We start from the raw sequence: 18556 nt of genomic DNA, 5'->3' as shown, positions 1-18556 counted from the left end.
CGCCCCGAACCCGCCGCACGACGCAGCGCGTTTCCGCCCCTGCGGAAGAAGGAGTGGTTGTCCCCTCTCAGCGTTCTCACAAGAATGGCCAGTGAGGAGGCGGGTCGATGAGGATCCTTGTGGTCTGCGGAGCGGGTGCCTCGAGCACCTTCGTCGCTCAGCGCGTGCGTCACGCGGCACATGCCGAGGGGCTCGACTACTCCGCCTTCGCCGGCACCGAGCAGTCCCTGCCCATCGATCTCGATGCCGCGGACGTCGTCCTGGTCGGGCCGCATCTCGCTCACGCGCTGGAGCGCATCGAGCGGGATGCCGCCGCACGGGGCACGACCGTGGTGCTGCTGCCATCCGACATCTTCGGAGATCGCGACGGAACCCGCACCCTCGCGCTGGTCCGCGCCGCGACCGGAAGCCCCGGGGGGCCGCATCCGGCCGCGGAGGCGGGCGCGCACGACGCCCCCGACTGACCGTCCCCGGACCACGAGCTCACGACAGCGCAGTCCTGAACGAGATCCAGCAGAACTCCTGAACCAGATCCAAGAAAAGGGGTCACGACATGCCTCCCATCTCCCGCACCGTCCGGATCGGATCGGCCCACGGGCTGCACGCGCGCCCCGCGAAGCTCTTCGCGCAGGCGGCGAAGGATGCCGGCATCCCGATCACGATCGCGAAGGATGCCGGCGGCCCGGTCAACGCGGCCAGCATCCTGGGCGTCATCGCGCTGGGCGTGGAGCAGGGCGACTACGTGACCCTCACGGCGGACGGCGACAACGCGGACGCCACGCTCGACACCCTCGCCGAGCTGCTCACCACCGACCACGACGCGGAGGCCTGAGATGACCGAGCTGCGTGGTGTCGGAATCGGCCTGGGCGTCGCCCAGGGACCTGTCGCGCGGATGGCGGAGCCTGCACCGGCGCCGTCCGACGCGCCCAGCACGCTGAGCGTCGACGCAGAGAAGGCGCGGGTGACGGATGCCGTGGCCGCCGTCGCCCGTGAGCTCGAAGCCCGCGGGGCGCAGGCGGGCGGCGCCGCGCAGGAGGTGCTCGAGGCGCAGGCGATGATGGCCGAGGACCCGACCCTCGCCGACGAGGTCGGCACCCGGCTGGCCCAGGGCCGCACGGGCGAGTTCGCCGTGTTCGACGCGTTCGCGTCGTTCCGCGACCAGCTCACCGCGCTCGGCGGCTACCTCGGCGAGCGCGCGGCGGACCTCGACGACGTCGCCCAGCGCGTCATCGCGCGGCTGCGCGGCGAGCCGGCTCCCGGCGTGCCCGACCCCGGGCATCCGTTCGTCCTCGTCGCGAAGGATCTCGCGCCGGCCGACACCGCCCTCCTCGACCTGGACAAGGTGCTGGCGCTCGTGACCACCGAGGGCGGCCCCACGTCGCACACGGCGATCCTCGCCCGCGAGAAGTCGATCGTCGCCATCGTCGGCGCGGTCGACGCCAAGAACCTGCGCGACGGCGAGACGGTGATCGTGGATGCCGCCGCCGGCGTCGTCACGACGGCGCCGACGCCCGACGAGCTCGAGCGGGCGGAGCGCCGCGCCGAGGACCGGGCATCCGCGTCGTCCGCGCCGATCACCGACGGCGCCCTCGCCGACGGCACGCCGGTGCCGCTGCTCGCGAACCTCGGCAAGCCCGAAGGCGCGATCGACGCGGTGGCGCTCGGCGCCGAGGGGGTCGGGCTCTTCCGCACGGAGTTCCTCTTCCTGAGCTCGGCGCAGGCACCCACCGTCGAGCAGCAGCGCGAGGCGTACACGAAGCTGCTCTCGGCGTTCCCCGGCAAGAAGGTGGTCGTCCGCGTGCTCGACGCCGGTGCCGACAAGCCGCTGGCGTTCCTCAACGACGCCCACGAGGAGAACCCGGCGCTCGGGCTCCGCGGCATCCGGGCGCTGCGGGCGAGCGAAGACATCCTGCGCGAGCAGCTCACCGCGCTGGCCGAGGCGGATGCCGCCACCGACGCGGACCTCTGGGTGATGGCGCCGATGGTCGCCACCGTCGAGGAGTCGGAGTACTTCACCGACATCGCCCGCGACTACGGCATCAAGACCGCCGGGGTCATGGTCGAGGTGCCCTCCTCCGCGCTGCTGGCCGACCGGATCCTGTCGTACACCGACTTCGCGTCGATCGGCACCAACGACCTCACGCAGTACACGATGGCCGCCGACCGGCTGCTCGGCTCGGTCGCGTCGCTCCAGGACCCGTGGCACCCCGCAGTGTTGCGGCTCATCCGGGAGGTCGGCGACGCCGGCCGGGCGCACGGCAAGCCCGTCGGCATCTGCGGCGAGGCGGCAGCCGATCCGCTCCTGGCCGTGGTGCTCGTCGGCCTCGGCGCCACGAGCCTGTCGATGGCGCCCACGGCGCTCGCCGACGTGCGCGCCACCCTGCTGCAGCACACCGTCGACCAGGCGCGCCACATCGCCGCAGCCGCCCTCGCCGCGTCCGACGCGGGATCCGCTAGGACCGCGGCGCAGCAGGCCGCGGCCGGCAGCGCACGCACAACCGCCCAGACGGCGGCCACCCGATAGGCCGCCCGCAGCTGCGGCACAACCAGAAGAAGGAGACAGCAAAATGACAACGGCGTCTGTGCCCGCATCGGGCACCAGCAAGGCACGGGTCGGAGTCCAGCGCTTCGGCACGTTCCTGTCCGGCATGATCATGCCGAACATCCCGGCTCTGATCGCGTGGGGCATCTTCACGGCGTTCTTCATCGGGGTCGGGTGGACACCCAACGCGGACCTGGCGACCATCGTCCTCCCGTTCATCCACTACCTGCTCCCGCTGCTGATCGCCTACACGGGCGGCAGCATCATCTACGGCATCCGCGGTGGCGTCGTGGCGTCGATCGCGACGATGGGCGCGATCGCCGGCTCCGACCTGCTGATCGCGCAGATCAACGCGGACCTCCCCGCCGACAACCAGCTCGGCCAGGTGCACATGTTCATCGGCGCGATGATCATGGCCCCGATCGCCGCCTACTCGATGAAGTGGCTCGACAGCCTCTGGGAGGGCAAGATCAAGGCGGGCTTCGAGATGCTCGTCAACATGTTCTCGGCCGGCATCTGGGGCTTCGTGATGGCCATCGTCGGGTTCTACCCGATCGCCTGGCTCGTCAACGGCATCATGCAGGTCCTCAGCAACGCCGTGAACTGGCTGGTCGACTACAACCTGCTGCCGCTCACCAGCATCATCATCGAGCCCGCGAAGGTGTTCTTCCTCAACAACGCCATCAACCACGGCGTGCTGACGCCGCTCGGCGTCTCGGAGGCCGCTGACACCGGCTCCTCGATCCTGTTCCTGCTCGAGGCCAACCCCGGCCCCGGTGTCGGGCTGCTGCTCGCGTTCACGTTCTTCGGGCTCGGCGCGGCACGCGCCTCGGCCCCGGGCGCGGCCGTGATCCAGTTCTTCGGCGGCATCCACGAGGTGTACTTCCCGTACGCGCTGATGAAGCCGATCCTGATCCTCGCCCTCATCGGCGGAGGCATGACCGGCGTCACGACGAACATGCTGCTGGGCGGTGCGCTCCGCGCTCCGGCGGCACCGGGCAGCATCATCGCGGTGCTCGCACAGACGGCGCAGGGGGCGTACTTCGCAGTGATCCTGTCCGTCATCCTGTCGGCCGCCGTCACCTTCCTGATCGCCGCACTCATCCTCCGGGCCTCGCGCAAGCGCGACCTCGCGGCGATGGCGGCGACCGACGACGCCTTCGGCGCGGCGATCACGCAGACCGAGGCCGCCAAGGGCAAGTCCTCGGACGCGCTCTCGGGGCTGCGGGGCGGCGCCGCCACCGGAGCCGAGGGCGGCATCGAGCCGGCGACCATGACCGAGCGCGAGATCAAGAGCATCGTGTTCGCGTGCGACGCGGGCATGGGCTCGTCGGCGATGGGCGCGAGCGTGCTGCGCAACAAGATCAAGAAGGCGGGCATCGAGGACGTCACGGTCGTCAACAAGGCGATCGCGAACCTGGATGCCTCGGCCGACCTGGTCATCACGCAGAACCAGCTCACCGACCGGGCGCGGCAGAAGACGCCCACCGCGGTGCACGTGTCGGTGGACAACTTCATGAACTCGCCGCGATACGACGAGGTCGTGGACCTGGTGCGGTCGCAGCACAAGGATGGTGCGTAGCTGAGACCGCGGTGGGGCCGGGCGGGCGCTTCATGCCCCCGGCCCCATCGCCCTCGCTCCGGTCGTGCGCACGCCGCGGCCGGCGGGAACGCCGGGGGCGGCATCCGTCCCCCGGGCAGGACGAGTGACGACGACAGAACGAGACAACGGCGAAAGGCGAAGACATGGCACGCGAGGTTCTGAGCATCGGCCAGGTGCGCATCCACTCGGGGAGCGCGACGCGCGACGAGGCGATGAAGGAGGCCGCCGACATCCTGCAGGCCGCCGGCGCGGTCACCGGCGCGTACTACGACGCCATGCTGCAGCGCGAGCAGACCGTGTCGACCTACATGGGCAACGAGCTGGCGATCCCGCACGGGACGAACGAGACGAAGGGCGAGATCCTCGAGTCCGCGCTGTCGGTCGTCCGCTACGACCGCGGCGTCGACTGGGACGGCAACCCCGTGACGTTCGTGGTCGGCATCGCCGGCAAGGGCGACGAGCACCTCGAGATCCTGTCCCAGATCGCCATCCTCTTCTCCGACGAGGACGACGTCGCCCGCCTCAAGCAGGCGCAGACGCCCGAGGAGCTGTTCGGCCTGGTGTCTGCGTCGGGCGTCTGATGAAGGCCGTCCACTTCGGTGCGGGCAACATCGGCCGCGGCTTCGTCGGGCTGCTCCTGCACGAGGGCGGGTACGAGCTCGTGTTCTCGGATGTCGCCGCACCGCTCGTCGACGCGATCAACCACGCGTCCCGCTACACGGTGCACGAGGTGGGCGACGGCGGCCGCGACACGGTCGTCACCGGCTTCCGGGCGATCAACAGCGCCGAGCATCCGGAGCTCGTCGTGGAGGAGATCGCGGGCGCCAACGTCGTCACGACCGCCGTCGGACCGACGATCCTGAAGTTCGTGGCGCCGCATATCGTCGGTGGGCTCGCCCTCCGCGATCCGTCCAGCCCTCCGCTGCAGATCATGGCGTGCGAGAACGCCATCAACGCCACCGATCTGCTCCGCGACGAGATCAAGGCGCTCGCGGGCGATGCCTGGGACGCACTCGCCTCACGCGCCGTGTTCGCGAACACCGCGGTCGACCGCATCGTGCCCGGCCAGCCCGAGGGCGGCGGCGTGGACGTCACCGTCGAGCCGTTCTTCGAGTGGGCGATCGAGCGGCCGCCGTTCGGCGACGACCCTCCCCGCATCCCCGGCGCCCACTTCGTCGACGACCTCGAGCCGTACATCGAGCGCAAGCTCTTCACGGTCAACACCGGGCACGCCGCGACGGCGTACTTCGGTGCCCAGGCGGGCGTCGAGGGGATCGCGCAGGCTCTCTCCGACCCGGCGCTGGCGGCGCGGGTGGAGGCGGCGCTCGAAGAGACCTCGGCGCTGCTCGAGGCCAAGCACGGACTCGATGCCGAGTCGCTGGCGGCGTACCGTGCCACGATCCTGAGCCGCTTCCGCAACACCGCCCTCCCCGACACGGTGTGGCGCGTGGGCCGCCAGCCGCTGCGCAAGCTGTCGCGGCACGAGCGGTTCGTCGGCCCCGCCGCCGAAGCCGCCGAGCGCGGTCTCGGCGTCGACGCACTGGTCGCCGCGATGGGTGCGGCGCTCGCGTTCGACGACACGGAGGACGCCCAGTCGGTGGACCTGCAGCGGATGCTGCGGGAGCAGGATGCTGCCGGCTTCACGGCATCCGTCACGGGCCTCGAGCCGCAGCATCCACTGTTCCCGAAGGTCGAGGCGGTCGTCGCTGCACGGCAGGCCGAGCTCGCGGGCTGAGCGTGTTCGCAGGTTGAGCCGCACGGTCGGGCTACGCTCATCCGCCGCGCACCGATTTCGGTTAATGCCGCTTCACGCTTAGTGTTCTGTCGGCGGAATCGTCACGCCGGCACGAGGACGTGCGCATCGACGAACGTGAGGATCAATGAGCGACCACCGCTACGCCATCATCGGCGCCGGGCCATCGGGGCTGTCGGCAGCCCGCGCCCTGCAGAAGGCCGGGATCGACTTCGACGGGTTCGAGGCGTCACGCGGCGTCGGCGGCCTCTGGGACATCGAGAACCCGCGCTCGACGATGTACGACTCCGCGCACCTCATCTCGTCGCGGACCACGACGGAGTTCTCCGAGTTCCCCATGCGCACCACGGCGGACTACCCGAGCCACCGTGAGCTGATCACATACTTCCGCGACTTCGCCGACCACTTCGGGCTGACCGAGCACTTCCGCTTCGACACGAGGGTCACGTCGCTCGACCGCACGGAAGACGGCGGCTGGATGCTGCGGGCCACCGGCACCGGCGGTGACGCCGGCGGCACGGGCGAGGCGACGCAGCAGCGCTACGACGGGGTGATCCTCGCGAACGGCACGCTCGCGGAGCCGAACGTCCCGGCGTTCCGCGGCGAGTTCAGCGGCGAGCTCCTGCACACCAGCGCCTACAAGTCCGCGACCCAGCTGACCGGCAAGCGCGTCCTCATCATCGGCGCCGGCAACTCCGGCTGCGACATCGCCGTCGACGCCGTGCATCACGCGGCATCCGTCGACATGAGCGCGCGTCGCGGCTACTACTTCGTGCCACGGTATCTCTTCGGCAAGCCGTCCGACACGCTCAACCAGGGGCGGCCGCTGCCCGCGCGACTGAAGCAGTTCGTCGACACGCGGGTGCTGCGCGCCTTCACCGGCGACCCGGTGCGGTTCGGCTTCCCCAGGCCCGACTACAAGATCTACGAGTCGCACCCGATCGTCAACACGCTCATCCTCAACCACCTCGGCCAGGGCGACCTGCGCATCGTGCCCGACATCGACCGCTTCGACGGCCGCACCGTCCGCTTCCGCGACAGCTCGTCGGGCGAGTACGACACCGTGCTCCTCGCCACCGGCTACAAGCTCGACTACCCATTCGTCGATCGCAGCGCGCTCGCCTGGAGCGGCATGGCACCGCGCCTCTTCCTCAACGCGTTCACCCCGTCGTTCAACGGGCTCTACGTGATGGGCATGATCGAGGCATCCGGAATCGGCTGGCAGGGGCGCTACGAGCAGGCCGAGCTCATCGCGGCCTACCTCGCGGCGCTCGAGCGCCACCCCGACCGCGCCGCGGCCTTCCGCACGAGGGTCATCAGCGAACCCTGGCCGGACCTGACAGGCGGGTACCACTACCTCGGCCTCGAACGCATGTCGTACTACGTCAACAAGGACGCCTACCGCCGCGCCGTCCGCGCTGCCACGCAGGCATTGAGGACGGATGCCGCCACCCGGCCGTCGCGGCGGAGCCGCCTGGTCCGCAAGAGCGTCGGCGTGCAGGGCGCAGGCGTGCAAGGCGGCGGTTCACACGCCGCTGAGAAGAAGGTGACGGCATGAACCCGGACGACGTCCTGCTCAACTTCAATCCCGGGACGCTCGTCATCCTCAACGTGGTGCTCGGGCTCATCATGTTCGGCATCGCGCTGGACACCACCATCGACGACTTCAAGGTCGTCGCCCGCAAGCCCAAGCCCTTCGTCATCGCGATCCTGGCTCAGCTCGTCGTGCTGCCGGCGGTGACCTTCGGGCTCACCCTGATCCTGCCCGTGACACCGTCCATGGCGCTCGGCATGATCCTCGTCGCCTGCTGCCCGCCCGGCAATATCTCGCAGGTGCTCACGCACCGCTCCGGGGGCAACGTCGCGCTGTCGGTGTCGATGACGGCGGTGTCGAACCTCCTCTACATCTTCGTGCTGCCGCTCTCCGTCGCGTTCTGGGGGTCGCTCCACCCCACGGCGCGAGACCTGCTCGTCGCGGTCGAGCTCAACCCGTGGTCGATGCTCGGCGACATCCTGCTCATCATCGGCGTGCCGTTCGCCCTCGGCCTGTTCATCCGCAACCGGTTCCCGGTCTTCGCGGGAAGAGTCCAGCCGTGGGTGAAGTGGTTCTCGCTGATCGCGCTGGTCGGGTTCATCGTTGCCGCGCTCGCGGGCAACTGGGCCTACTTCGTGGCGTTCCTCGGCATCATCGTCCTCGTCGTCACCATCCACGACGCCGTGGCGCTGGGCATCGGCTACACGACCGCCGTCGTCGGCGGCCTCGGCACCCGGGAGCGCAAGGCGATGACGTTCGAGGTCGGCATCCGCAATGCGGGTCTCGGTCTCGGCCTCGTCTTCGCGTTCTTCGGCGGCCTCGGCGGCATGGCCATCGTGGCCGGCTGGTGGGGCATCTGGGACATCATCGCCGGTCTCGCCGTCGCCGGCCTCTGGGCCCGCCACACCAGGCGGCGCACCGGGTCGGCGAAGGGCGACGCCTCGCGCCACGCGGTGCGCAGCGGGAACCCCCGGTCCGGCGCCGCGGAACCCGGCGCCTCGGCGGGAGCACCGGAATGAGCCGCGCCGGGCACACCGGCGCGGCGCGCGCTGCCGCCGCGCTGAGCAGCCTCTCGACGCAGCCGATCACCGTGACCGATCCCGCTGCGCACCGCGTCCGCCACGAGCGCGTGCGGGTGCTGGTCACGGGCGGCGCCGGCTTCCTCGGGTCGCACGTGGCCGCAGCGCTCGTCGCGCACCCGGACGTGGACCTGGTCGTTGCGGGCGACGTGCGGCGGCCCGAGCATCCCATCGAGGGAGTCGTGTACGACGACTGCGACGTGACGCGCGCCGCCGGACTGGTGCCGCTGCTCGAGCGTCACCGCATCGACGTCGTCGTGCACCTCGCCGCGATCGTCCATCCCGGCCGCGACCACGACCTCGAGTACCGCGTCGACGTCGACGGTTCGCGCCACGTGCTCGAGGCCTGTGTCGAGGCCGGTGTGCGGCGCGTCGTGGTGTCGTCGTCAGGAGCCGCGTACGGCTACCACGCCGACAATCCCGAGTGGCTGCGCGAGTCCGACCCCGTGCGCGGCAACGACGAGTTCCCATACTCCAAGCACAAGCGCCTCGTCGAGCAGCTGCTCGCCGGCTACCGCACCGCGCACCCCGAGCTCGAGCAGGTGGTGTTCCGCATCGGCACGATCCTCGGTCCCACGGTGCAGAACCAGATCACCGCGCTCTGGGACGGCCGGGCGCTGCTCAAGGTGCGCGGCTCGGAGTCGCCGTTCGTCTTCGTGTGGGTCGACGACGTCGCCGCCGCGATGGCGCGCGCGGCCACCGACGGACCCCCCGGGGTCTACAACGTCGCCGGCGACGGCCGCGTCACCGTGCCGGAGATCGCGCAGCGCCTGGGCAAGCCGGTCGTGACCGTGCCCGCCGGCGTCCTCGGCTTCGGCCTCCGTGTGGGGCGGATGCTGCGCCTCACCGTCCACGGCCCCGAGCAGGTCGGCTTCCTGCGCCATCGTCCGGTGCTCGCCAACCGCGCCCTCAAGCAGGACTTCGGCTACACGCCCAGCAAGACCTCGGCCGAGGCGTTCGAGGCGTACCTGGCCACGCATCCCGGCGTCGCACGCCGCTGAGCAGCGGATGCCCCGAGCCGAGGCATCCGCCGTTCTCAGCCGCTCGGTCCAGGAATCTCCTGTTTCCGGGACCCAGAACCTGCACAACCCGGACCGCACTCAACTCGGTAGCGCGATTGCACACCCAGCGGTCCAGGAATCTCAGGTTTCCGGGACCCAGAACCTGCACAACCCGGACCGCACTCAACTCGGTCGCGCCTGCGTATCCGGGCCACATCCGATGTCGCGACAGCTAAGGACGCCATCCCGCGCGCGCCAATGCCCGGCGGACGAGGTCGATGGCGACGCTCGGGTCGGGCGTCACGTGGTGATGGAGGATTCTGACCAGCTGCCAATCGAGCTCGGCGATGTCTCGCCACCGGTCGGCATCGCGCGCGAACTGGTAGACATCTTCGGCGTGCTGTCGACCGTCGTACTCGACGGCGACACGGTACGCCGGGTACGCCAGGTCGAGGCGCGCGGCGAGGCCGCCATCGGGCCGGATCAACTCCAGCGCCAACTCCGGCTCAGGCAGTCCCGCATCGGTCAGCTCCAAGCGGAGCTTCGTCTCCCGAGGCGACTCCGAACCCTCGCGTACCCGGTCGAGCAGCGGCTGCAGTCGGGCGCATCGCGCCCTCGACGCCTCCGCGCGCAGCTGATCGATCGTGGCCAGCCGCCGGCGGCGCGCGACGAGGAAGTCGGCTGCAACGATGAGCTCCACATCGCAGAGATGAGCCGATGCCTGCACCCAGGCCCGATCCGGCGCTTCGAGGCGCAGTCCCGCCACCCGCTGCGAGGCGGGCTCTCGCGTCGCCAGCCGGTGCGATACGACGGTCTTCGTACGGGCGGGATTCCGCGGTCTGATCGCGGAGACGTGAATCACCTCGTCCCACGCGTCGGGCGTCGGTGCCCCGTGGAGGATCAGCGCGGTGGAGTGACTGAAGAAGTCGCTCTCGTGCATGCGCGTAGCGAACTGCCTGCAGCGCCTTCGGAAAGCGCGCAACCGAAGCTCGCTCCGCGAGAGCTGCGCCGGAGGGCGCGCGTCGAGTTCGTCGACATGCCGCCACTCGCGGACTCCGTGGAAAGGTCGCTCGAAGAGCGGTCCGTCGAGCGCTCCGCGCCCGACCCCGCGGGCAATGGCGTCGCCGACCCGGAACGGCTCGCTGCCGAACGGGGATTCCCTTGTCGTCACACACCCGAGTCCAGCGCAGCGGCCGCGCGGTCTGGTCCCAGCTGACCTGATCTGTGCGCATCGCCACAGTTCACCTCGCTGTGGAGGAGGCGCTATCCGACGGCGTCGCCGGCGCGCGTGCGCTCGGCGGTCCGGCTCGCACCTGGGTCCGGTCCAGGAATCCCAGGGACCCGGCCTCCGGAACCTGCGAAACCTGGACCGCATACCTCGGCACACCTGCTCGCACCTGGGTCCGGTCCAGGAATCCCAGGCTCCTCGCGCCCAGAACCCGCGGATCCTGGACCGCGCCTGCGCAAGAGACCCGCGAATCCTGGACCGCGCCTGCGCAAGAGACCCGCGGATCCTGGACCGCGCCTGCGCAAGAGACCCGCGGATCCTGGACCGCGCCTGCGCAAGAGACCCGCGGATCCTGGACCGCGCCTGCGCAAGAGACCCGCGGATCCTGGACCGCGCCTGCGCAAGAGACCCGCGGCTGCACGGCGCCGCACGAACGAGCGGATGCCTCGAGCCGAGGCATCCGCTCTCCGATTGCGAAACGACTACGCGTCGAAGCCCTCGGCGATGAGGTCGATGAGCTCCTCGCGCTCCTCCACGGGGAGGAAGGCGCCGGCCGCGGCGTTGAGCTGGAACGCCTCGAGGTCGTCGAGCCCGTACTCGAAGGTCTCGACGAGCAGCGCGAGCTCGCGTGTCAGCGACGTGCGGCTCATGGTGCGGTTGTCGACATTCACGGTCACCGAGAAGCCGAGCTGGTACAGCAGGTCGAAGGGGTGGTCCTCCATCGTCGTGCCCCAGCGCTCGATCGCGCCCGTCTGCAGGTTGGACGACGGCGACAGCTCGAGGGGGATCTCGCGGTCCCGCACCCAGCGGGCGAGGTCGCCGAACTGCACCAGCACCTCTTCGCCGGCGCGGGAGACGACCTCGAGGTCCTCGGCGATGCGCACGCCGTGGCCGAGCCGCAGCGCACGGCCGTCGATGAGCGCCGAGCGGATCGACTCGAGCCCGGCCGCCTCACCGGCGTGGACGGTCGCGGGGAAGAACTCCGACGCGAGGTAGTCGAACGCAGCGCGGTGGTTCGAGGCGGGGAACCCGTCCTCGGGGCCGGCGATGTCGAAGCCGACCGCGCCGCGGTTGCGCCACTCGACGGCAAGGCGAGCGATCTCCAGCGACCGGTCGGTGTGACGCATCGCGGTGATCAGCTGACCGACGCGGATGTCGTTGCCCCGACGTTCAGCGGCATCCTCACCCTCCTCGATGCCCTCCTGGACGGCGGCGACGACCTCGTCCAGCGACAGCCCGCGCGCGAGGTGCTGCTCGGGCGCCCACCGCACCTCGCCGTAGATCACGCCGTCGGCGGCGAGGTCCTCGACGAACTCCCGCGCGACGCGCGTGAGGCCCTCGCGGGTCTGCATCACGGCGGTCGTGAGGTCGAACGTCTTCAGGTACTCCACGAGGGAACCCGAATCGCTCTTCTCGGCGAACCAGTCCGCCAGGTCGTCCGGCTCGGACTCCGGGACATCGAGCCCGATCGCATCGGCCAGCTCGATGATCGTCGCCGGCCGCACGCCGCCGTCGAGGTGATCGTGCAGCGACACCTTGGGCAGGCTCCTGAGCGACAGACCGTCGAGAATGGCGTCGCCGTGCTGGTCGATGGGCATGGATTTCTCCTCGATTGCGATCGCGAGTGGGGGTGGAGGACGGATGCCGCGACCCGGCGCCGCGCCGGATCCCCGGCGCGGGACTGACCCAGCCTAGGCGGTGATGCGTTCCAGGACGAGAGGAGCGGCAGCCGGCGCCTCGGCGCCGATCTGCCACGCGCCGTCGACGGCGTCGAGGGCGCGTTCGAAGCGCGAGTCATCCTCGCCGAGCAGGGTGAACAGCGGCTGGCCGGCAGCCACCTGATCGCCTGGCTTGACATGGAGGTCGATGCCCGCGGCATGCAGCACCGGGTCCTGCGCCCGCGCGCGACCGGCACCGAGGCGCCACGCGGCGATGCCGAACGGCAGTGCCTCCATGCCGGTGACGTATCCGGCCTGGGAGGCCGTGACCGTGTGGGTCTCGTTCGGGGCGGGCAGCGCGGCATCCGGTTCGCCGTCCTGCGCGCTGATCATGGCGCGCCAGGCGTCCATCGCGCGGCCGTTCTGCAGTGCCGCCTCGACGTCCGCGTCCGGTTGTCCCGCGAGCGCGAGCATCTCGCGGGCGAGCGCGACGGTCAGCTCCACGACATCGGCGGGGCCGCCGCCGGCGAGCACCTCGACGGATTCGCGCACCTCGTTCGCGTTGCCGATGGCGAGCCCGAGCGGCGTGTTCATGTCGGTAAGGAGCGCGGTCGTCGCGACGCCCGAGTCGGTGCCGAGCGCCACCATGGTGCGGGCCAGCTCGCGCGCGCGGTCGACGTCGCGCATGAACGCCCCCGAGCCGAACTTCACGTCGAGCACGAGCGCGTCGGTGCCCTCGGCGATCTTCTTCGACATGATGCTCGACGCGATGAGCGGGATCGCCTCGACGGTGCCGGTGACGTCGCGCAGCGCGTACAGCTTCTTGTCGGCGGGCGCGAGCCCGGAGCCGGCGGCGCAGATGACCGCGCCGACGTCGCGCAGCTGCGCGAACATCTCGTCGTTCGACAGCGCCGCGCGCCATCCCGGAATCGACTCGAGCTTGTCGAGCGTGCCGCCGGTGTGACCGAGCCCTCGGCCCGAGAGCTGTGGGACCGCCACGCCGAACGAGGCGACCAGCGGGGCGAGCGGCAGCGTGATCTTGTCGCCGACGCCGCCGGTCGAATGCTTGTCGACGGTGGGCTTGCCGAGTCCCGCGAAGCTCATGCGCTCCCCCGACGCGATCATCGCGTCGGTCATGACGCGGATCTCGTCGCGCGTCATCCCGTTGAGGAGCACCGCCATCGCGAACGCCGCCATCTGCGAGTCGGCGACGTAGCCGCGGGTGTACGCGTCGACCATCCAGCGGAGGGCCGGCTCCGCCACGGCGCCGCCGTCGCGCTTGCCGCGGATGACGTCGACCGCGTCGAACGGTTCGACAGCGTCACCGGTCATCGCGCCGCCTCCTCGAGATCCCGCGGGCCGAACGCGTCGGGCAGCACCTCGTCGATCGTGCGGATGCCCGAGACGGTCTCGAGCAGCATGCCCGGGATGGCGAACTCGTTGAGCAGCTGCCGGCAGCGTCCGCAGGGCATGATCGTGTCGCCGTGGCCGTTCACGCACACGAAGGCCACGAGGCCTCCTCCGCCCGACATCTGCAGCTCGCTGACGAGGCCGCACTCCGCGCACAGCCCCACGCCGTACGACGCATTCTCGACGTTGCAGCCCGTGACGATGCGCCCGTCAGTCACGAGCGCGGCGGCTCCCACCTTGTAGCGGGAGTACGGTGCATACGCGCGCTGCATGGCATCGGTCGCGGCGGCGCGCAGCTCGTCCCAGTCGATATCGGTCACTTCAGGACTCCGTTCACGGTGAGGGAAAGCGTCACAGGGGTCCCCTGCCGTTGCGTCGAGCCCACCGGACCGTCCGTCCGACTGTCCGGGTATCCGGAGGGTCGGCGGCGGCGGGTCCGGATGCCGCGGCTCGGCATCCGTCGCTCGTCACGGTCGCGGCGGGCACGGTCACCCCTTTATGTAGGGCTTGCCCGCGGCGGCGGGGCCGCGGATCTGCCCGGCGAAGCCGGCGACGGCGATGATGGTCACCAAGTACGGCAGCATCAGCATGAACTCGCTGGGAATCGGGGTCCGCAGCACGGTCAGGAGATTCTGCAGGTTCGTCGCGAAGCCGAAGAGCAATGCCGCGAGCGTCGCACGCACGGGGTCCCACCGGCCGAAGATCACGGCGGCCAGAGCGATGAAGCCAAGACCTGCGGTCATCTCCTTGGTGAACTGTCCGACCGACACCAGCGTGAAGTAGGCACCGCCGATCCCGGCGATCGCCCCGGCGAGCGAGACGTTCCAGAAGCGGCTCATGTTCACCTTGATACCTACGGTGTCCGCAGCCTGCGGGTGCTCGCCCACTGCCCGCAGACGCAGACCCCAGCGAGTGCGGTAGAGACCCCACGCGACCACGGCCACGGTGATGTACATGAGGTAGACGATGAACGTCTGGTTGAAGAGCACCGGCCCGATAATGGGGATCTCGCTGAGGACAGGGATCTCCCAGCGCGCGAAGCGCACCGGCCGATTCAGCTCCGCCTCGTTCGGAACGAGCAGCGCACCGTAGAGGAACCCGGTGAGACCCGTGACGAGGACGTTGAGCACGACACCGACGATCACCTGGTCGACGAGGTACTTGATGGAGAACGCCGCCAGGACGAATGCGACCAGGACGCCGCCGATCATCGCTCCGACAAGCCCGACGAAGGGGTTGTGCGTGATGCTCGCCAGCAGCGCGGCACTGAACGCGCCGAAGAGGAACTGCCCCTCGATCGCCACGTTGACGACACCGACGCGCTCGCCGATGACACCTCCGAGCGCACCGAAGATGAGGGGCACCGAGAGCGACAGGGACCCGAACAGCAGTCCGGTGACCGGCACCAGACCGCCTGCCGAGGCCCAGACCAGGAACGCGAAGATGGCGAGGAAGCCGAAAACGATCGGCAGCCAGATCCCGGTCCGGCGGTACGAGACGGCGTCCCAGAACGCCCACAACGTGAGCAGCACCAGCAGCGCGACCACGATCCAGCAGGTCAGCGCGGTCGGAACGCTCACGTTGGGCAGTGCGATCGACGATCCGGGGTCGCCCAGCCGGAACGTCGAGACGCCGTTGCGCGGGACGAACAGGAAGAGCAATGCGAGCAGCACCGTGGCGATCGCGAGGGTCACGGGCAGCTTGAGGTGGCGCACCTTCACCGTGGAGAGCTGGATCGTGCTGTCAGGCACGGGAGCCGAAGCAAGCGCGGTCATGCGGACACCGCCTTCTTCGCAGCCTTGGCTCTCGCCTTCGCGGCCTTCTCTGCGTCGGTCTTCGGCAGGAAGAAGATCGTGCGGACGAGCGGCGGCGCCGCGATGAACAGCACGATCAGCGATTGCACGACGAGCACGATGTCGACGGGGATCCCCTGCGAGGCCTGCATGGTGAACGATCCTGCCTTCAGCGCCCCGAACAGGATGCCAGCGGCGAACACCCCCCACGCCCGGCTGCGGCCGAGCAGCGCGACGGTGATCGCGTCGAAGCCGATGCCGGCATCGATCAGCCCGTCGAACCCGGCGGTGACCGAGCCCTGGATCTGGTTCATGCCGGCGAGGCCCGCGAGGCCGCCGGCGAAGAGCATCGCGTAGATGTACATGCGCTGCACCGAGATTCCGGATGCCCGTGCGGCATGCGGGTTCTCGCCGACCGCGCGCAGGCGGAAGCCGAGGCTCGAGCGCTCGACGAGCCACCACACGAACACGGTGGCCGCGATGACGATGATGAAGCCCCAGTCCAGGAGCGGGAAGCGGGGTCCGAGGAGGTCCGGGAACTGCGCGTTCGCGGGCGTCGCCGCCGAGATCGGCTGGTCGCCCGCGGGGCGCTGCAGGATGCCGGGGGTTCGCACCATCCACGTCACGAGATAGAACGCGACGTAGTTGAGCATGATCGTGAGGATCACCTCATGCGCACCCGTGCGGGCCTTGAGCACACCGACGATGCCACCCCAGATCGCGCCGCCGGCGATGCCCGCGGCGAGCGTCAGCGGGAGCTGGAGGAACATCGGAAGGCCGAGGTTGTACGTCAGCAGCGCCGCCGTCGCGCACGCGATGAGTATCTGGCCGCGGCCGCCGATGTTGAACAGGCCCACGCGGAACGCCAGCGCCACGCCGAGACCGGCGGCGATGAGTGGGGCGGCGAAGCCGAGGGTGTTGGTCAGCGGACGGATCTGCGTCGCGAAGTCGTTGGCGCGGGGGTTGAACACGGCGCCGCGGAACATCGCCTCGTAGCCGCCGTAGACCGCACTCCAGATCGCTGCGAACGTGTCGCCCGGCCGGGCGAAGAAATAGCCGGCGGACTCCTGGACGTCTTCGTCGGTGAGCGCCATCAGGATGCCGCCCACGATCATGGCGACGACGATCGCGAGGACCGTCGTGACCCAGTTGCTGCGCAGCAGGTCCTTGATGAAGACGTTCTGCCGCGGCGGGGGCGGCACCTCGCCATCGACGGCGCCGGGCGCCTCGGTGGTCGGTGCCGGGATGTCGGGCGATCCGGTGAGGGGGCCGGAGACGGGCGGGAGCTGTTCGGGAGGCAGGCCCTTCAGCGGGTCGCCGCTCGCGGCGGGGATCTGACCGCTCACAGGGCCGCCTCCTCTGGCTTCTCGCCGGCCATCATGAGACCGAGAACGTCACGGGGGGTGTCACCGGGCACGATGCCCACGATCGCGCCGCGGTACATCACCGCGATGCGGTCGGCGAGCGCCGCGACCTCGTCGAGCTCGGTCGAGACCACGACGACGGGGATGCCGGCATCCCGCGTCTCGACGATGCGCTTGTGGATGAACTCGATCGAGCCGACGTCGACGCCGCGGGTGGGCTGCGCCGCGACCAGGATCTTGAGATCACGACTCATCTCGCGAGCGATCACGACCTTCTGCTGGTTGCCGCCCGAGAGGGTTCCGGCGGGGACGTCGGCTCCCTGGGTCCGGATGTCGTACTCGGCGATGCGCGCTTTCGCGAAGTCGTCGAGCACTCCGCGGCGGATGGTGCCGCCCGACACGAAGGCCTTGTCGCCCGACCGGTCGAGGATCAGGTTCTCCGCGACGGAGAAGCTGCCGACCAGTCCGTCCTCGGTGCGGTCCTCGGGAACGAAACCGACGCCCTCGTCGAGGATGGCGCGCACGCTCCTGCCCACGAGCTCGACCCCGCTGAGCTCGATCGATCCGCTCACGCGGTCGGCGAGACCCACCATCGCCTCGATCAGCTCGGTCTGTCCGTTGCCCTGGACGCCTGCAACGGCCAGGATCTCCCCCGGGCGCACGTCGAAGCTGATGTCGTCGACGACGACGGTGCCGTCGGCGGTGACGACGCGGAGGTCGCGCACCTCGAGGCCGCCCGCGTCGGAGATCTTGGGCGCGTCCTTGTGCACGGTGAGCTCGACCGCGCGGCCGACCATGAGCGACGCCAGTTCGGCGTTGGACGCCGTCGGCGACGCCTCGCCGACGACCTTGCCCAGCCGGATGACGGTGATGCGGTCGGCGACCGCCCGGACCTCGCGCAGCTTGTGGGTGATGAAGACGATCGAGGTGCCCTCGTCGCGCAGCTGCCGCATGATCGCCATCAGTTCGTCGGTCTCCTGCGGAGTGAGGACCGCTGTGGGCTCGTCGAAGACGAGCACCTTCGCGTCGCGCGAGAGAGCCTTGATGATCTCGACGCGCTGCTGCACGCCCACGGGCAGGTCGCCCACGATCGCGTCGGGATCCACTTCGAACCCGAATCGCTCTGCGACCGCGCGGACGTGCTGACGGGCCTTGCCCAGGTCGAGCGCTCCGAGCGCCTTCGTGTCCTCGTGGCCGAGCATGACGTTCTCGGCGACGGTGAAGACGGGAATGAGCATGAAGTGCTGGTGCACCATCCCGATGCCGGCGTTCATCGCGTCGCCGGGGCCCCGGAAGTGCTGGACGACGTCGTCCAGGAGGATCTCCCCCTCGTCGGCCTGGTAGAGGCCGTAGAGCACGTTCATGAGCGTGGACTTGCCGGCGCCGTTCTCGCCGAGGAGAGCGTGGATCTCACCGGGCTGGACCACGAGATCGATGTGGTCGTTGGCGACGAGGGACCCGAACCGCTTCGTGATCCCACGGAGCTCGAGCTTCATATCTGCACCCTATATATCCAGTCGGCCATGGCGCCATCAGGTGTGCGCGCCGGTGGGCTCGGAAGAACGCGGCCGGGTGGAGTCTCGTCCACCC

At 70.0% G+C, this 18556-nt stretch carries 16 protein-coding genes; 9 read left to right on the top strand and 7 right to left on the bottom strand.

Going from position 1 to position 18556, the window contains the following annotated elements; genetic code table 11:
- Nucleotides 1-107: 107 nt before the first annotated feature.
- The 9 genes from MRBLWS13_RS18295 (at nucleotide 108) to MRBLWS13_RS18255 (ending at nucleotide 9513) form a co-directional block, all read left to right on the top strand.
- Nucleotides 108-464 (top strand): PTS sugar transporter, encoded by a 357-nt coding sequence (locus tag MRBLWS13_RS18295; RefSeq protein ID WP_349426744.1) that lies wholly within the window; start codon nucleotides 108-110, stop codon nucleotides 462-464.
- Between the two features lie 89 nt (nucleotides 465-553).
- Nucleotides 554-832, top strand: coding sequence for an HPr family phosphocarrier protein (locus MRBLWS13_RS18290; RefSeq protein ID WP_308868269.1), 279 nt, complete (start codon nucleotides 554-556; stop codon nucleotides 830-832).
- Between the two features lies 1 nt (nucleotide 833).
- Nucleotides 834-2525 (top strand): phosphoenolpyruvate--protein phosphotransferase, encoded by a 1692-nt coding sequence (gene ptsP, locus MRBLWS13_RS18285; protein WP_349426743.1) that lies wholly within the window; start codon nucleotides 834-836, stop codon nucleotides 2523-2525.
- A gap of 43 nt (nucleotides 2526-2568) precedes the next feature.
- Complete coding sequence (locus tag MRBLWS13_RS18280) at nucleotides 2569-4125, top strand: PTS mannitol transporter subunit IICB (protein ID WP_349426742.1); 1557 nt, start codon at nucleotides 2569-2571, stop codon at nucleotides 4123-4125.
- A gap of 164 nt (nucleotides 4126-4289) precedes the next feature.
- Nucleotides 4290-4727, top strand: a complete 438-nt coding sequence (locus MRBLWS13_RS18275; protein ID WP_349426741.1) for a PTS sugar transporter subunit IIA — start codon at nucleotides 4290-4292, stop codon at nucleotides 4725-4727.
- A complete protein-coding gene (locus tag MRBLWS13_RS18270; protein WP_349426740.1) occupies nucleotides 4727-5881 on the top strand; it encodes a mannitol-1-phosphate 5-dehydrogenase in 1155 nt (384 codons plus the stop codon). The genes MRBLWS13_RS18275 and MRBLWS13_RS18270 overlap by 1 nt, the downstream gene beginning before the upstream one ends.
- Nucleotides 5882-6026: 145 nt before the next feature.
- Nucleotides 6027-7457, top strand: coding sequence for an NAD(P)/FAD-dependent oxidoreductase (locus MRBLWS13_RS18265; RefSeq protein ID WP_349426739.1), 1431 nt, complete (start codon nucleotides 6027-6029; stop codon nucleotides 7455-7457).
- On the top strand, nucleotides 7454-8452 hold the full coding sequence (locus tag MRBLWS13_RS18260) for a bile acid:sodium symporter family protein (RefSeq protein ID WP_349426738.1): 999 nt from the start codon (nucleotides 7454-7456) through the stop codon (nucleotides 8450-8452). Before MRBLWS13_RS18265 ends, MRBLWS13_RS18260 begins: the two co-directional genes overlap by 4 nt.
- Nucleotides 8449-9513 (top strand): SDR family oxidoreductase, encoded by a 1065-nt coding sequence (locus tag MRBLWS13_RS18255; protein ID WP_349426737.1) that lies wholly within the window; start codon nucleotides 8449-8451, stop codon nucleotides 9511-9513. Before MRBLWS13_RS18260 ends, MRBLWS13_RS18255 begins: the two co-directional genes overlap by 4 nt.
- Nucleotides 9514-9745: 232 nt before the next feature.
- Here MRBLWS13_RS18255 and MRBLWS13_RS18250 read toward each other — a convergent pair whose 3' ends face one another.
- The 7 genes from MRBLWS13_RS18250 to MRBLWS13_RS18220 all read right to left on the bottom strand — a co-directional run bounded on the left by MRBLWS13_RS18250 (nucleotide 9746) and on the right by MRBLWS13_RS18220 (nucleotide 18462).
- On the bottom strand, nucleotides 9746-10453 hold the full coding sequence (locus MRBLWS13_RS18250) for a hypothetical protein (RefSeq protein ID WP_349426736.1): 708 nt from the start codon (nucleotides 10451-10453) through the stop codon (nucleotides 9746-9748).
- 770 nt (nucleotides 10454-11223) lie between these two features.
- The gene (locus tag MRBLWS13_RS18245; RefSeq protein WP_349426735.1) at nucleotides 11224-12339 is read right to left on the bottom strand and encodes an adenosine deaminase; all 1116 of its coding nucleotides are present in this window, start codon (nucleotides 12337-12339) and stop codon (nucleotides 11224-11226) included.
- Between the two features lie 93 nt (nucleotides 12340-12432).
- Nucleotides 12433-13731 carry a thymidine phosphorylase gene (locus tag MRBLWS13_RS18240; RefSeq protein ID WP_349426734.1) on the bottom strand — a complete coding sequence of 433 codons (1299 nt, stop codon included), beginning with the start codon at nucleotides 13729-13731 and terminating at the stop codon, nucleotides 12433-12435.
- Nucleotides 13728-14129 (bottom strand): cytidine deaminase, encoded by a 402-nt coding sequence (locus MRBLWS13_RS18235; protein ID WP_163620590.1) that lies wholly within the window; start codon nucleotides 14127-14129, stop codon nucleotides 13728-13730. Before MRBLWS13_RS18235 ends, MRBLWS13_RS18240 begins: the two co-directional genes overlap by 4 nt.
- Nucleotides 14130-14297: 168 nt before the next feature.
- Nucleotides 14298-15584, bottom strand: a complete 1287-nt coding sequence (locus MRBLWS13_RS18230; RefSeq protein WP_349426733.1) for an ABC transporter permease — start codon at nucleotides 15582-15584, stop codon at nucleotides 14298-14300.
- Nucleotides 15581-16948: an ABC transporter permease gene (locus MRBLWS13_RS18225; protein WP_349426732.1), complete on the bottom strand. Its 1368-nt coding sequence runs from the start codon at nucleotides 16946-16948 to the stop codon at nucleotides 15581-15583. Before MRBLWS13_RS18225 ends, MRBLWS13_RS18230 begins: the two co-directional genes overlap by 4 nt.
- Nucleotides 16945-18462 (bottom strand): ABC transporter ATP-binding protein, encoded by a 1518-nt coding sequence (locus tag MRBLWS13_RS18220; RefSeq protein WP_349426731.1) that lies wholly within the window; start codon nucleotides 18460-18462, stop codon nucleotides 16945-16947. The genes MRBLWS13_RS18225 and MRBLWS13_RS18220 overlap by 4 nt, the downstream gene beginning before the upstream one ends.
- Between the last annotated feature and the right edge of the window lie 94 nt (nucleotides 18463-18556).

This window comes from Microbacterium sp. LWS13-1.2, from assembly GCF_040144835.1.
Classification (GTDB): domain Bacteria; phylum Actinomycetota; class Actinomycetes; order Actinomycetales; family Microbacteriaceae; genus Microbacterium.
Note: the sequence above shows the minus strand (reverse complement) of the source record. Positions and strands in the feature narration are given on the sequence as shown.